This window comes from Citrobacter sp. 21OH12SH02A-Citro (assembly GCF_027919895.1).
Taxonomy (GTDB): domain Bacteria; phylum Pseudomonadota; class Gammaproteobacteria; order Enterobacterales; family Enterobacteriaceae; genus Citrobacter; species Citrobacter braakii.
In genome coordinates this window covers 28,409-42,180 of sequence record NZ_CP114804.1, presented here as the reverse complement: position 1 = coordinate 42,180, position 13,772 = coordinate 28,409, and the positions used below count along the sequence as shown (strand labels likewise).

18 protein-coding genes are annotated in these 13,772 nt (G+C 51.2%); 6 read left to right on the top strand and 12 right to left on the bottom strand.

The window, feature by feature from the left end; genetic code table 11:
* Positions 1-16: 16 nt before the first annotated feature.
* The 11 genes from O6D90_RS25395 to O6D90_RS25345 form a co-directional block, all read right to left on the bottom strand.
* The gene (locus O6D90_RS25395; RefSeq protein WP_001130336.1) at positions 17-892 is read right to left on the bottom strand and encodes a major capsid protein; all 876 of its coding nucleotides are present in this window, start codon (positions 890-892) and stop codon (positions 17-19) included.
* A gap of 26 nt (positions 893-918) precedes the next feature.
* Complete coding sequence (locus O6D90_RS25390; protein ID WP_023180877.1) at positions 919-1,815, bottom strand: DUF6651 domain-containing protein; 897 nt, start codon at positions 1,813-1,815, stop codon at positions 919-921.
* 22 nt (positions 1,816-1,837) lie between these two features.
* Positions 1,838-3,412: a phage portal protein gene (locus tag O6D90_RS25385; protein ID WP_270956682.1), complete on the bottom strand. Its 1,575-nt coding sequence runs from the start codon at positions 3,410-3,412 to the stop codon at positions 1,838-1,840.
* Between the two features lie 33 nt (positions 3,413-3,445).
* Positions 3,446-4,702, bottom strand: a complete 1,257-nt coding sequence (locus O6D90_RS25380) for a phage terminase large subunit (RefSeq protein WP_002211787.1) — start codon at positions 4,700-4,702, stop codon at positions 3,446-3,448.
* 2 nt (positions 4,703-4,704) lie between these two features.
* Complete coding sequence (locus O6D90_RS25375; protein ID WP_023180879.1) at positions 4,705-5,346, bottom strand: hypothetical protein; 642 nt, start codon at positions 5,344-5,346, stop codon at positions 4,705-4,707.
* Between the two features lie 195 nt (positions 5,347-5,541).
* On the bottom strand, positions 5,542-5,808 hold the full coding sequence (locus O6D90_RS25370) for a hypothetical protein (RefSeq protein ID WP_000176291.1): 267 nt from the start codon (positions 5,806-5,808) through the stop codon (positions 5,542-5,544).
* Positions 5,809-5,817: 9 nt separating this feature from the next.
* Positions 5,818-6,708: a hypothetical protein gene (locus tag O6D90_RS25365; protein ID WP_002211789.1), complete on the bottom strand. Its 891-nt coding sequence runs from the start codon at positions 6,706-6,708 to the stop codon at positions 5,818-5,820.
* Between the two features lie 5 nt (positions 6,709-6,713).
* The gene (locus O6D90_RS25360; protein ID WP_001113021.1) at positions 6,714-6,968 is read right to left on the bottom strand and encodes a hypothetical protein; all 255 of its coding nucleotides are present in this window, start codon (positions 6,966-6,968) and stop codon (positions 6,714-6,716) included.
* Entirely contained in the window at positions 6,961-7,599 is a 639-nt protein-coding gene (locus tag O6D90_RS25355; protein ID WP_006812519.1) for an ATP-binding cassette domain-containing protein, read from the bottom strand. Before O6D90_RS25355 ends, O6D90_RS25360 begins: the two co-directional genes overlap by 8 nt.
* Positions 7,596-8,264: a ParB/Srx family N-terminal domain-containing protein gene (locus O6D90_RS25350; protein ID WP_000164561.1), complete on the bottom strand. Its 669-nt coding sequence runs from the start codon at positions 8,262-8,264 to the stop codon at positions 7,596-7,598. The genes O6D90_RS25355 and O6D90_RS25350 overlap by 4 nt, the downstream gene beginning before the upstream one ends.
* A complete protein-coding gene (locus tag O6D90_RS25345) occupies positions 8,264-8,944 on the bottom strand; it encodes a ParB/RepB/Spo0J family partition protein (protein WP_000382661.1) in 681 nt (226 codons plus the stop codon). The genes O6D90_RS25350 and O6D90_RS25345 overlap by 1 nt, the downstream gene beginning before the upstream one ends.
* Positions 8,945-9,026: 82 nt before the next feature.
* On the opposite strand from O6D90_RS25345, the gene O6D90_RS25340 reads away from it, so the two are divergent.
* From O6D90_RS25340 to O6D90_RS25315, 6 genes are all read left to right on the top strand, one after another.
* Positions 9,027-10,586, top strand: coding sequence for a DEAD/DEAH box helicase (locus O6D90_RS25340; RefSeq protein WP_048665928.1), 1,560 nt, complete (start codon positions 9,027-9,029; stop codon positions 10,584-10,586).
* Between the two features lie 2 nt (positions 10,587-10,588).
* Positions 10,589-10,867 carry a hypothetical protein gene (locus tag O6D90_RS25335; RefSeq protein WP_001291547.1) on the top strand — a complete coding sequence of 93 codons (279 nt, stop codon included), beginning with the start codon at positions 10,589-10,591 and terminating at the stop codon, positions 10,865-10,867.
* Positions 10,868-10,926: 59 nt separating this feature from the next.
* Positions 10,927-11,349, top strand: coding sequence for a hypothetical protein (locus tag O6D90_RS25330; RefSeq protein ID WP_271143325.1), 423 nt, complete (start codon positions 10,927-10,929; stop codon positions 11,347-11,349).
* Positions 11,350-11,353: 4 nt separating this feature from the next.
* Entirely contained in the window at positions 11,354-11,881 is a 528-nt protein-coding gene (locus tag O6D90_RS25325) for a transcriptional regulator (RefSeq protein ID WP_000182009.1), read from the top strand.
* A gap of 634 nt (positions 11,882-12,515) precedes the next feature.
* Complete coding sequence (locus tag O6D90_RS25320) at positions 12,516-13,166, top strand: hypothetical protein (protein ID WP_270956680.1); 651 nt, start codon at positions 12,516-12,518, stop codon at positions 13,164-13,166.
* 50 nt (positions 13,167-13,216) lie between these two features.
* Positions 13,217-13,420 carry a hypothetical protein gene (locus O6D90_RS25315; protein ID WP_270956679.1) on the top strand — a complete coding sequence of 68 codons (204 nt, stop codon included), beginning with the start codon at positions 13,217-13,219 and terminating at the stop codon, positions 13,418-13,420.
* On the opposite strand, the gene O6D90_RS25310 is transcribed toward O6D90_RS25315, so the two are convergent.
* Entirely contained in the window at positions 13,417-13,539 is a 123-nt protein-coding gene (locus tag O6D90_RS25310; protein WP_270956678.1) for a hypothetical protein, read from the bottom strand. The two genes, O6D90_RS25315 and O6D90_RS25310, sit on opposite strands and share 4 nt — an antisense overlap.
* Positions 13,540-13,772: the final 233 nt, after the last annotated feature.

Here is a 13,772-nt window from a genome sequence, read left to right as displayed (position 1 = left end):
TTACCTACTATACTGATCAAATTTTTACGTTGGTCAGCGCGGCGATAGCCTTGTCGTGCTTGTTCGCCAGAGAGCAGTACCACTTAACGCGGGTACGGGTTGCGTCTTTGTTCTGAACAGTACCGATGTTCTCAACAACGATACCGGCGTTTTCACCGCCATACAGACCAGTCACACCGTTCTCTTCGGACAGGTGCAGGCAGTAGATGCTTGCTTTGCCCGCGTCAGTCGGGATGAAGTCGTTCACGATGAACGGTACACCGTTGTGGCACAGCATCGGACGGCCGAAGTTTTCCATCATGATTTCGGACGGGCCGAGGCTAACGGTACGCAGCAGAGCGCGATAAGCACGCAGGTGCTCGGAACGCATCATGATGCAGTCTGCGCCCAGATCTTTCACCGCGTCGACCAGCTCGTCGAACATGGAGAAGGTCATGGAAGCGCCTTCGATGTCGATCTTCTGATCGTCGTGCATCAGCTTCGGAATACCGTCGAATGCTTTGGTGTTGGTGCTGGAGTCGCCCAGAATCAGGTTGCGGCGGAATGCGCGAGCCAGACCTTTCACCTTCTGACGAACCTGGATTGCCAGCTGGTTGTTGGTGTCGGACATAGTGGTCGCCAGGAATTTGTCGACGTCTACGTCGCCTGCCAGGATACGCAGCTTCGCAACGTGTTCGGTGAAGGTTGCAGCGCCTTCGGTGATGGTGTCGTTCACATCAATGAAGGTTGCTTCGCTCAGGGTAGCTTCGCGGTTGTAGAGGTATGCCTTAGAATTAATCTTCATGAAAGGCAGAACAGCGAACAGGTCATCGCGATCGATGATGGTCTCGATCACACCCTGCTCAAGTTCGTTGTTAGACAGCTTTTCAGCTTCATCACGCAGTAATGGCATCTTTCATTTCCCTATGATTTAAGATGTTACTTGAGTCCGATTTTCCCCAGACCGGAGGTCAACTTATCCATAGTCGACTTGCTCTTCGGCTGGTTTACTTTGTGGGTCGGTTTGCTATTGGAACCAGCACCCTGCTTGGCTTCGCTGCGCAACAGTGCGTCAGCTTCCGGATCTGCACGCAGAATGCGCTCAATCGCGGATTCGAACGGTAACGGTTTGCCTTCACCGTCAACCAGAACTGCACGTTCTTTCTGACCGGCTGGCTTATCAAAGCCCACAACACTACCGTCTTCACCCACTTCGAAATGAGAGCCGTAGATAACGCGAGCCTTAGCCGGAGTCATCAGAACTTTGTCACGCAAGAAGGCAGAGCCGCTGAAGGAAGCGCCAACAGTCATTTCGACCAGTTGAGCCTTCAGTGCGGCGTTCTCGCTCTCCAGAGCGGAGTAGCGTTCGTCGCGCTGTGCCAGTTCAGCCTGGTGCGCTTCGATCATCTGCTTTTTCACAGCATCGAACTCACCACGGCGTTCCAGTTCAGCCTGCTCCGCCTCCCGACGTGCGGTTTCTGCGGCTTGTTCAGCTTCGAGAAGCTGGCGAGCACGCGCCGGGTCAATATCACCGTACTGAGCCAACTGATCGGCCAATGTGCGCTCTTTCTCTTTGCGCTTCATGTTCTCTTTCAGCAAGTCAGCACCGGCTTTCTTGGACTTACGCAGTTCTGCCAGCAACTCTTCCTGAGTCATACCGGCATACTCGTCGTCGTCACCCTTCGGTTGCTCTTTTTGCTCGCCCTGTTTGCCTGGGTCTTGATTGCCCTGCTCGTTGTCTCCAGCAGGAGCACCGCCACCAGCGCCTCCGCGCTCATGCGCTTCAGCTGCATCCATCAGGCCACGACGGGCCATAAGCATTTGCCACAGATTCATAGAAATTCCTTTTCGTTACTTATCACTCGGTCTCTTGAGTAGATGAGTCCCCATTCCCTCGGGGTTGATCTTGCCCGCTTTCTTGGGCTGTATCTCGATCATAAGTAAGTGCTGACTTATTTTCAAGGGTGTTAAGATCATTTTTTGGAGGAAATTTCAAGAGATCTTTTTGAAATTCCTTTTGCATCGCCTCGGAAATGTTCGGGAAGACCTTCTCGATGAGCATTTCCATCTGATGACGACGAACAGAATCAGGCGCCTGGAGCAGAGACAGTTTCTCAGCAACGGCAAATTCGTCAGTCAGACCGCGAATGTCGAAACTTTCCGGGTACGCGATCAGAGAGTGGTCTTCATCCAGTTCGACACCCATCCATTTCGCTGCCAGCTGCATCATCTGGCGCTCTGCCCTTTCGAGGCGCTCTGCTTTTGTCACCAGCAGACTGTTAACGCGCTGGAAGTCGTACATCTTCGCTGCGCCCGAAGAGTTATCGATACCCTGTGCGTTATCCTGCTTGGTTCGCTCACCTGCCACACCAACGGAATGGTAGATCTCGTTAATCACCGTCTTAATCGTGGTGATGATCATCTGAGCCTGTTTCGGGTCTGGAGACAGGTAGAATGGCTGATTACCGCTCTCAGAGTCGAAGGTGAAGACGCGTTTAGTCCCCATTTCGAGCACTTTGGTGTGGTTTTCATCGCCCGGCAGCAATGACTGAACCGGGATCGCCAGCTGGCTGAATGTCTGATCCTGAATAATCGCGTCAAGGTTCGACAGGTAGTTGGCCACAGCGCGGTCAAGATAGGCGATGTCGTCAATCAACGACGGGCTGAAATACGGAGACTCGCTTTCACCAATGCAATCCACCGGGAACACCGGCACCACGCCAAGATTATGCTCGCCGCTATCCTCCAGAACGACTTTGGCCTGACGACGACCGCTATTTCCGGAACCTTTCTTCACTTCTTCACGGAACAGATACCACTCGTTTTGCGTCCACAGACGGTAACGCTGGTATTCCTGCCCGGTTGACTTGAACGGATCTTCGTCGTCGCGCGCGATTTCAACAATCAGCGCCCACAACATATTGCCGTCTTCATCCCAGGCAACATCAAGCAGCTGCTGTGGCGAAATCCAGTAAGCGTAGGCACGCGCATCATTTTTCTTCTCGTCTGCAACAGACTCAACATCGACGTTCATGGTGCTGTCCACGACAACCCAGATACGGCCATAAATGGATGATTGCAGATCGATAGCCGCCATAAACGCATCGATGGAGGCGTTCTGGCGCGTGGCTCGCTTCCAGAAATTGCGGATCTGCTCCGGCGCTTCATCAGTGTTGCGGTGAATGACCTCTTTGAAGAGGTATTTGTTGATGAGGTTTACCACTTCACGAGTGTGGTTGAAGCGATAAGCGCGTTCCAGGCGCTCTTTGAACTCCTGATCGCCCTCTTTGAAGTAACGGAAGATATTGTCGTTGAACCAGGCACGCCCGCCAGCGTAGGTGCTGGCGAGGAAGTCCCAATGTTCTTTTTTCTTCTCATATTCAGGGTGGCGTCGTGCCACAAGGTCTTTGATTTGCTTGTCAGTCAATTCCATTTGCTTTTCCTTTCCGTTTAGGTAGGTACTTACCTATCTAGATCCACCAAGAATAACACGATTTTTCACCGGATACCTACGATGAACCGGATAACCCAACGCATCCGCACTGTGTTCGATGCCGCCAGTCTTATCCATGTCGCGTGAGCCTGGCTTGTAGATCACCTTCTCCAGCGAGTCGATGAGGTGTTTGCACTTCGGATCGATGTACAACCGGGTTTCGCCCGAGGCACTCATCAACATGCGATTCACTGCGTTAACACGGTCTGCGATCGGCGGGTGCTTCTTCGGATAATCGACTCGAAGGAAACCTTTTTCCTTGAAGATATCGACGTCCGATTCACCGCGTGCGTGCTGGCGATACGCACCTGCCGGGTCAGGGAAGATAGTGACCTGAGACTTCCAGCGCCAGAAACGACGCTCCAGCTCATCACACACTTCAGCCGTGTTGGAAGAGAACAGAACAACCTCGTCCACGGCCCACAACTCACCATTTGGCTGCGGCTGCAGTATGACCGATGACATAGGGTCGATGTTGAAGTCCTGACCAACCCAGATCGGCAGTTTCGGATTGAACTGGAGTGGCTTCACATGCACATTGCGGTCGAACGGGTAGTAAACGCGTCCGGACATGTTTTCGAAGCTGGCCAGGTATTCTTGCGCGAACGATTTAGGGTCCATATCGTTCTTCGCCGCTTCGATTTCCGCGCTGGGAACGAACGGAGAATCAGCCGTAACGAACTGCCAGCTCTTCCACTGCCCTTTGCGTTGCAAATCTTTGTTCTGACCGATAGTCCACAGCTTGTGGAACTCGGAGAAGCCTTTTGGCGTACCGATGATCAGAGCACCACCACGGGTAGAGGACAGTGTCGGACGCAATACCTTGTACCAGGTGTCCGGCTTCATATCCTGAAATTCATCGAGCACCACAAAGTGCAGTGCCACACCACGAAGCGTATCGGGCTTATCCGCACCTTTCAGCGCGATTTCAGAGCCGTTCTTCAGCACGATGGTCATCGTGGTGTCGTTTTTCTTACGAACCCATTTGCGTGGCAGAACTTCCTGCAGGTCATCCCACAAGATCTGGCGAGCCATCTGGTAAGTCGGTGCGACGTACCAGACACGTTGCTTCTTCTCTTTGGCTGCCGCGCGGATGATGGTGGAGATCGACAACCGGGATTTACCCCAGCGTCGACCCGCACACACCACTTTGAAACGATGTGGCGACTGGAAGACTTGCATCTGCCCAGAATGCAGCTGTACGAGACTCAGAGACGACGGGATGGCCATAGTTAGACGCTCCCATCACTTTCATCACCAGACGCGTCAGAATCGCCCTCAGCTTCGCTCAGAGCTTCCTCTTCGAGTGACTCAAGCAGATCGTCATCAATCAGATCCGGCTCATCATCTTCCTTACGCAGCTGCGCCACCTGGGAAGGCGTAAGTTCGCCAAATACCAGGTTCGGGATTTCGTCGTCTTCGTTCTCTGCGCGATCCATACCGAGCGCTTTCGAGGATATTTCGAAGCACTTAGCGAGTGTGCCGCTGGCACGCTGGAGACTCTTCAGGTCATCTTCGATGGTTGCGAGTGGCTTGCCGTCCTTCTTGGCTGTGGCCACCTCATGCATCACCATACGACCGAGTGCGAACGCCCAATCGTCGTAACGAGTCCGGCGCTCTTCGATTTTCTCTGCACGCGCCTTCGCACGCAGCTCTGCGTCGGATTTGAGCGACTCGCGCACCATCTTCCCAACGGAGTCCGCGCCTTTCTCTAATCCACGCTTTTTGAAATGTCTGGAGAGCGTTTCACGACGAATGCCGTACTCTTCCTCCAGCTTGGAGAGTGTGTATTCGCCGGAAGTCCACTTTGCTTCGGCTTCTGCCCACTCAGCTGGCGTCAGGCGAGTTTTGCTCTCGTCTTTTTCTACAGTCATAGATCCCTCTAAAACACTCAGAGCGCATCCTTGCGCTCCTAAACAACTTGTTTAATTCTGTGCCTAACCAATTTGTTTTCTGGGTGTTTAAAACCGGGCTGGGGAGTATTCAGAACCTGCTTCCGTATATATTTAATAAGTCACTTAGTATTTATATATACGGAAGCAGGCTCTCAAACTGGCTCCCAGACCGACTTACATCACCAGTAATTTGGCTCTGGCACGACCTAACGTGGTCAGTCCCAGCGTGCGACGGTGGTAGCCGGAATCACCGCGCTGGCGGCACATTCCTTTCTCCACCAGCCCCTTTTTCACCAGTGCTCGGATAGAGAACTGCATACTCTGTTTGGTCGTTTTGTACGGCAGCACTTCAAGCAGCTCGTCCAGATCGAGCAGATGCCCACGCTCATGGCCTAAATTGATGGTTTTGATGATGTCTTTTTGTTTGTCGGTCAACGTCATGGCAAATCCTTATGCCGGTAATGCAATTTCAAGAGGTTTATTCAAAGGCTGTTTGTCGAATGCCAGCAGTGGCAGCGTGTCAGGCAGCTGACGGCCAAAGTCCGGGTTTCGGTACACGCCATACAGCGGAGACGTGAAGCTCAGGTTGTGAATGTCCTTGAGCAGCTTCACGATGCTGGCCTCGTCCACCAGACTGTCGGCAATGTCCTGAATCGTCGTGCCACGATTACGCCCGGCTTTGGCCAGGGAACTGTTCTTGTGGTAGTCAGCGACCAGATCACGCAGCGCACGACGACGGCGAGACTCACTCATGGCGAACAGCTCTTTGACGATCGCTTCGTTGTCGCCAGGGTCGGAACGGAAATGACGCTGGAAGACGCGCAACGCACTCTCATAGCTCTTCGGACGCTCCGGACGGATGAACTGGAACCCTGCTTTCATGGCGAACGGGTTGTATTTGCTCATCGACGACTGGATCTCGATGATTGGCCGGTCGTGCATCCTGCTAACCAGATTAATCATTCGATAGGAGACGCCGACGCCGCGGTACTGAGTGTCCACAACGGAACGGCTGATCACCGCAAAGTTGTTGTTCACGTACCGGCCCCAATACTGGTTGGCCACTGTGGTATTGGTGGTTGGCTTCAGCTTAGGAAACATGCGATGGCGAGGCGCCAGCAGCAGTTTCGGGTAAGCCATAACCACGACGCCCACCAGCCTGTCGTCCAGTTCGCAGCGATAATACGTTGGCGCAAACGGCTTACCATCCGTCTTGTAGTGCAGCGACTTCAGCGCGTGCCAGTCTTCAACCGTACCTTTGGTAACGGTCATCCGCTCCAGAAAGTCCAGATGACGCGGGAACTCTTCCGGGCGGTAGCGTTTGATGATGATGTCTGTCATGTCGATCACCTGCGCTCGATATTGGCATTGATGAAGTCCAGGCGAAGCGATTCCATCGCCCCAACCATGACGTATGGACGCCCACCGTTATGCCAGCAATCCAGAACACTACCGTCGTTGTTGATCATCAGCAGCGCCAGGCTCTGGCTTTTGCCTTCTCTGGCGTACTGGAGTGCTTCTTCCAGCAGGCGGATGACTTCAACGTTGTTGTTGTCAGCCTCTTTCGATGGCTTCAGCTCTACGATCTTCAAATCAGGCATATTCCACCTTCACGCGTTCTTTGTAGTGCTTGGTGATCTGCATATCCGGGCGCAGCGCGTTCTTCAGGTCTTCGTGGGTCGTCGCCACCATTACCGTCGCACCAACCTTTCGTGCGGCACGCTGGAGGTTCGACGCCACAACCTGAGCGGTTACACGGTCGAGAACAGCGCCAAATTCGTCGGCTGCCCAAACTTTGGCGCCTGACTCGATCAGCTTGGCGATCTTGAGACGGTATTTCTGACCGTCAGACATCTCGGATGGCTTGCGCACAAAGAGATAGGCGTCATTCAATCCGGCCATAGACAGCAGCCCCAGCGCTTCGCTGGTGGTTTTGCCCAGCTGGTCGATGACGTTAACCTCATTGTCGAAGGTAAAGTCATCGATGGAGGCTACAGAAAGCCCTTCATCCTTCATCTGGCGTTGCAGCTCGCGCAGCACAACGGATTTACCGGAACCGGATTGGCCGGTGATGTACACCACATCACCCTGCTTCACTTCCAGCTCCAGATTGTCGTAAAGCGTCCACTCTTTTTCGTCCAGGCCAAGACCGAACGATTCGGCAATCTCCAGCGTGCGCGTGGTTTTGTTCACGCGGGTCTGAAACGATACGTTGATGGTGTATTTGCTCATGCGGCCAGCTCCCCAGAAGAAACTTTCTCCGCATACGCCACGAAAGCGTCTACCCCGCTTTCTCCCGTGATTTCTTCCATGTGGGCAAGCAAATCCCCAACCACAATGGCAGAGCCAGCAGGGAGCGTTTTAAAGCCCAATACGTCGATGACGCGGACTTCTTCAGAGGCTACTTCGCGACTGATCTCGGTGTGCTCTTCTTTCTGGCGTTCTGTCTCTTCGCCCAGATCGAGCACCAGAGAGCCGGTTTCCATCTCTTCGGTCATGCTGCCGACAAGCACGTTCAACTCGCGCTCTTCAAAACCGAAGACCTCGACGTCGCCCAGCACCAGGGATTCCAGCTCCTGCTGCAATTTGATGGCGTCGTAGTCAATACTGGCCAGGCGGTTGTCTTCCAGACGCTTCGCCTTCACTTCTTCTTCGCTCAGATCGTCGCGGACAATGACCGGCACACGCTCCAGACCAGCCAGAAGAGCCGCCTCGCGACGACCGTGGCCAGTAATGATGACGTCATGCTTGTCGACCGTGATCGGCTGGTCAAAACCGCGCTTTTTGATGGCGGCCGCCAGGTCGCGGATCTGCTGTTCGTCATGTTTTTTGGCGTTCATCTCATACGGGATGAGTTCTGCCGGGTTTCGATAGACGATTTCAAAGTTTTTGGTCATTACATACGCTCCTTGTAGTAGTCGACCAGCCACACCAGGGCTTCCCCGGCGTTCTCCATTTCGTTACCGGTATTGATTCCCTGCTCTTTGATGATGGTTTTGATGGTGTCGGCGACGCGATCTGACGCATCAAACGTCACCTTGAAGCGCATCGTCTGGTGTTCAGCGCCGACTCGCTCGGTTTTCTCGCGTTTGTCCTCATCGACCGGCTCGTCATCGCCACGGGAGAGCGCTTCCAGCGCTTCAAGATCGATAACGGACGCTTTGGCGAGTGTTGCCGCCATTTCGTCGTCATACGGGGCGATATCGGACAACCGGTAGTCGATTTCAGACTGGATTTCTTCGATTAAGCGCTGCAAAGCGACCTGATCGTCTTCGCCGTAGCGTTCGTTATCGACGAGAGACATCTGTTTGGCCACCAGGTCGTTAATTTTGCCCACGGAGATGACGGGAACCGTTGAAATGCCCTGCTCCATCGCGGCACGCCAGCGGTGTTCGCCACCGAGGATCTCAAAAATGCCCCCGTCCAGCTCCCGCGCCAGAATTGGCTTAAAAAAGCCCAATTTTTCGATAGAGCCTTTCAGTTTTTCGAAGTTTTGCGCCCCAACGGAGTTGGTATTCCAGGGATTCGGACGCAGGTTCGCGACTTCCACCTGCAGAATCGTAATTTTCACATCCATAATTCTGATACAATCTATTGTATAAGTACTTACTTACTATAATAGCCAATTACCATACAAAAGGCACGAAGGAAAGAGGTTTATGACAGTTCGGATTGTATCGAATGCAGTCAATGCGCTGATTTCTGGCGCTGATGACAACGTGAAGCGGCTCGTTCAGGAGATGTTGAGCTATGAAGTGGAGGCTGGGGACTGGAAAGGAACCAGCACGATGTTCAACTGGAGCAAAAACGCGTTCCCGGCTGGGTTTGCGAAGCCAGTTTCAGCCAACCTTCTGAAAGCTGGCATCAAATGCGTGCATGTGCGCAAGGAAAAAGCCCCCGCGCTGGGCAAGCCGAACCCGGTAGTTAACCCATTCCCGTATAACCCGGACTATGCGTATCAGGATCAGACAGTGGAAACACTGGTGCGCGAAGGGATGATGATTGCCCAGATTGCGACGGGTGGCGGTAAATCGAACGTAGCGTGTAAGGCAGCTGCTCGCATCGGTCGTATGACGCTGTTTTTAACCACGCGCTCGGTTCTGATGTTCCAGATGGCAGAGAACTTCCAGAAATCCATCGACTACCGCGCGGAGAATGGCGAGCCGTGGCTGAAAGGTCAGAAAGTTGGGGTGATTGGATCTGGTGAGTTCCAGGTCTCGCGCCATATCAACGTTGCCACGGTGCAGACCCTGGCCAGTTTTCTCGAAGAGCCGCCGCGCGACGCATCACCGGAGAAAAAACAGTACCACCTGAAGCGCCGGGAACTGGTTAAGCGCTTTCTGTCCAGCGTTTCTCTGCTGATTCTGGAAGAGGCACACGAATCATCAGGTTCAAACTTCTACGATATCGCCCGGTTGTGCATCAATGCCGATTACCGTCTGGCGCTGACAGCTACGCCGTTCATGAAGGACTCGACCGAAGCAAATATGCGTCTCATGGCTGTGGCCGGTCGCATTGAGATAAAGGTCACAGAGAAATATTTGATCGACCGAGGTATTTTAGCGAAACCCTACTTTCTATATCATAAAATCGCGTACACTCCAGACGAGGTGCGGATTAGGGCCGAACTTGCTTCGAAACACCTGAACTTTCGGGTTGGAATGAGTACGGCTTACCAGAAAGCCTATCAGTTAGGCATCGTTTACAATCTGGGCCGCAACGAGGCTATTGTGCGCGAAGCGTTAATGTACAAAAGTCACGGTCTGAACTGTATGACGCTGGTTCGTTTGAAGCGTCATGGTCAGATCTTGATGGAAATGATGAAAGAAAGCGGCCTCAAGGTCGATTTCATCTACGGAGAATCAAACCAGACTACCCGACAAGCAAAGCTCAACAGTCTGGCGGCAGGCAAGATAGATGTTCTGATTGGTTCAACCATTCTGGATGTTGGCGTCGACGTTCCAAGCGTAGGTGCGGTGATTCTGGGTGGTGGCGGCAAAGCCGAAGTTGAGATGCGCCAACGTGTTGGCCGCGGTCTTCGAGCCAAAAAGAATCAGGCTAACGTGTGCTTTATTACCGACTTCATCGACGTGAGCAACAAATACCTCATGTCGCACTCATATGAGCGGAAGCACATTATCGACACTACGCCTGGGTTTGCCGAGGGAGTATTGCCGGTGGGTAGCACATTCGATTTCACTGTTTTGAATAGAGAGTAAGCATGAGCGAGAAACGCGCTATACACTGCCAGGTTCAGTTAACCGAAAAAGCAAACGACAAGCTGGAAACCTTTCAGAATCGACTGCGTGAACGCAACATTAAGCTGTCAAAGGCAGACATCATCAATCTGGTGCTGTCCAACATGACGATGGCTGATTTTGATAAAGCAGCTACGTCATTAGAGGCTTCTGCAAAGGCTCGTGAAAAGGTCATGAAGATTTACGAATCCTCTGGCATGACCAAAGAAGATCTGGCCGATATTCTCAAACGTCTCGATTAAGCATTAAGGGCGTCGCAAGACGCCTTGTTCGTTGAAGTGATAAGGATTTAGTTCAAGCCATGAAACACGTTCTACTTCCACTGATTACCATCCCCGTTTTACTCCTGAGTGCATGTTCATCCCGCCCTGTATCTGTAGCTGATGCAAAACCGGCTCCGCAGGCCAGAGTTTTCAAATACCAGACGTCTGCGCCAACCACGCTGGTGGTTATGAGGGACAAAGGTATGATAGGTGCGGGCTGCGACGCGTCCATCTTCATCAATGGTGAGACGGTTGCGAAACTTGAGACCGGTGAGAAAGCGACGTTCCATCTTGATGCCTGGCAATGGATTGTTGGCGCTTCTCTGGAGGGCGCCGGGCTGTGCGCACTGAACCCTGCTCGTCAGGAACGCGAGACCATCACCAAAGCTGGCGAGACGAAAGTCTTCCGGGTGTTCACCAGCAACGCAGGTGACATCGATATCCTACCAACGACACTGTGACGATATGACGAATATTACTGACATCACCTACGGGATTCCTGCAGAAGTCTGGCCGCGCGATTACACCAACGTGGAGAAGGCGCTGATGTTCTGGCGTAAGTCTCTCATTCCTGTAAGGGTCACGATGGAAGATGGTCAGGTGTTCTGCATGTACGTTCAGGGTCTCATGTCGTCGCGCAACAAAGTCGACCTTTGCCCTGCCCCGTTCGACAAAGAAAATCGTATAAGGCTCCCACTTGAGAGAATCAGCACGATTGAATCAGGTGTGACAGAAGGTATTGCGCACGATTTCACGGGTCGGACAACGGTACACCCAGACTATGTGGACAATCGGCCATCTCGCCGTGATTTCTTCAAAATTTGTCGCCAGGCTCATGAGATGCAGAAGTCTATAAGGGTCTACATGGCGGATGGCCGTGAACTTGAAGGTGTGTCTTCAGGCGTTGACGCTTGTCAGGTCACACTCAGCGTTGGCGATGGTCGGAAGATGGTCGTCATGTTCGATTGGGTTGAACGAATTTTACCGTTTTAAGTTATGAAAGCGATTTTACTATCCTCAATTCTTCTCGCATCGTCCACGGCAGCCTCAGCTATGGACTATAAACCAGTTATTCAGTCACTCATGAACGACGTTTGTTCGTCATCGGACAATGTGTCGGTTTGCATGTACCAGTTCGCAGCCGCTGTCAAAGCGGGAAAGACAATTGGAGAGAGTGTCCAAAACTGTAAGGGGCGTTCGGCTGACCAAAGGGAGATGTTGGAGTGTGATGCCAGCGAGTCATCGGCACACTTCGTCGATGCACTCTTTGACACTAACCGAAAAATTGTCGAGTCTGCTCAATAAATCTATAAGGGTAATAACCGGCTAAGTCCGGTTATTATTTTACGTGTCACTTCCCGTTATATTTATTTCACCCACCACGATTCCAGTTTAAATATATAAGGGTGATTGACCGAATAGGGAATTTATTTAGGCAACACCTTCGAGAAAACGCATTTTATTTCTAAGACTTTGATTTTTATTGAAGAAAAATTTTTTTCGTTCCCGCGTAAAAAACTCTTGATTTTAATTTCTGTATATCGATAATTACTCACATCGAAAGCAAACACGCTAACGATAAACAAATAACAAATTAAGTTATCAATATTACATAAGGATTAATATCATGTCTAACGTTGCTATCTCTAAAAAATCCATCATCGACGCTGCTGTATTTATCGCTAATGAATTGCAAGTTGCAGCCAACAATGCCACTCAGACTTATAACAATCATTATCAGAATGGTACGCACACGAAAGCAGATAAAGCTAACATGCTTGCAGCGTCTACCAAACTAGCATACTTCACCAACAACGTTTTAAACGCTGTTAATGATGAGAAATTAGCTGGTGTCTTTTACTACGCGATTAAAGCAAGCAAACAAGCGCCAGAAGTGTTTTTCCGCGAAGCTATGACCAATAGCTATTCACTCGAAAAATTGGTTTATCTGGTTAAGTCTATCAAGTCTGGTAAATGCGTTTATTCAGTCGCTGATATGTCCGGATCTCGCGTATTCGCATTAATCGAAATGATTAATGATGAATTAGAAACATTCACAAATGGCGCTGTTTTCGATTTGATGAATGAAGCGAAAAAAGCCAACGAAATTAAATTGGACGCTGGCTACACTCAAGCCAACCAGCTGATCAATCTTTGCGAGCGTCTCGGACTGGTCGAGAAGATCAAAGGAATGGGCGCAGCGAAAAACGGATCGCAACAATATCGCTTTATCAAGAATGATTTTTATAACTATCTGGCTGATGCTTTCAAAGCGTAATTAGATGGATATAGCGCCCACTATGGGCGCTAGTTTTAAGGATAAAAATCATGATTAGTTATGACCAGATCCGCGCGGAGTATCGCGCAAAATATAGCGCTTATAAACTTGAATTAATCGACGACTTAAAAGCGCAACGTGACAAATTAAATTTTACGTTTTCTGATTTGCTTAACAGCAAAAGAGACTGTAAACGCAAACGTGAATATTTGCGCTTGTCTGAAATGATCGGAAAACTACAAAACAGCATTTAAGCAATAGCGCCCACTATGGGCGCTTTTTTCGTTTCAAGATCCGCACACCATAACGCGCCAACAATGGCGCGTTTTTTATTGTCTGAAGTCAGCCAAAACAGACCAAAAATAAGCGCCATAAACGCGCCAATTTAACGCGTTTTTATGTGTGGTGGTACATACCCATTACCCACAATAAAAATCACGTTATAGCGCGTTTTACAGCGTTATAGCGCGTGGCTTATTTTGTCGTGTCGTGGGCGTGATCGTCTGGCGATATCTGGCGACGTGATCCGCGCCATCCTTCGGGACGTGTCGGCAATATTGGCGCTATCTGTGGGCACTCGCGTATCATTAGCACGTTGGCGCGACG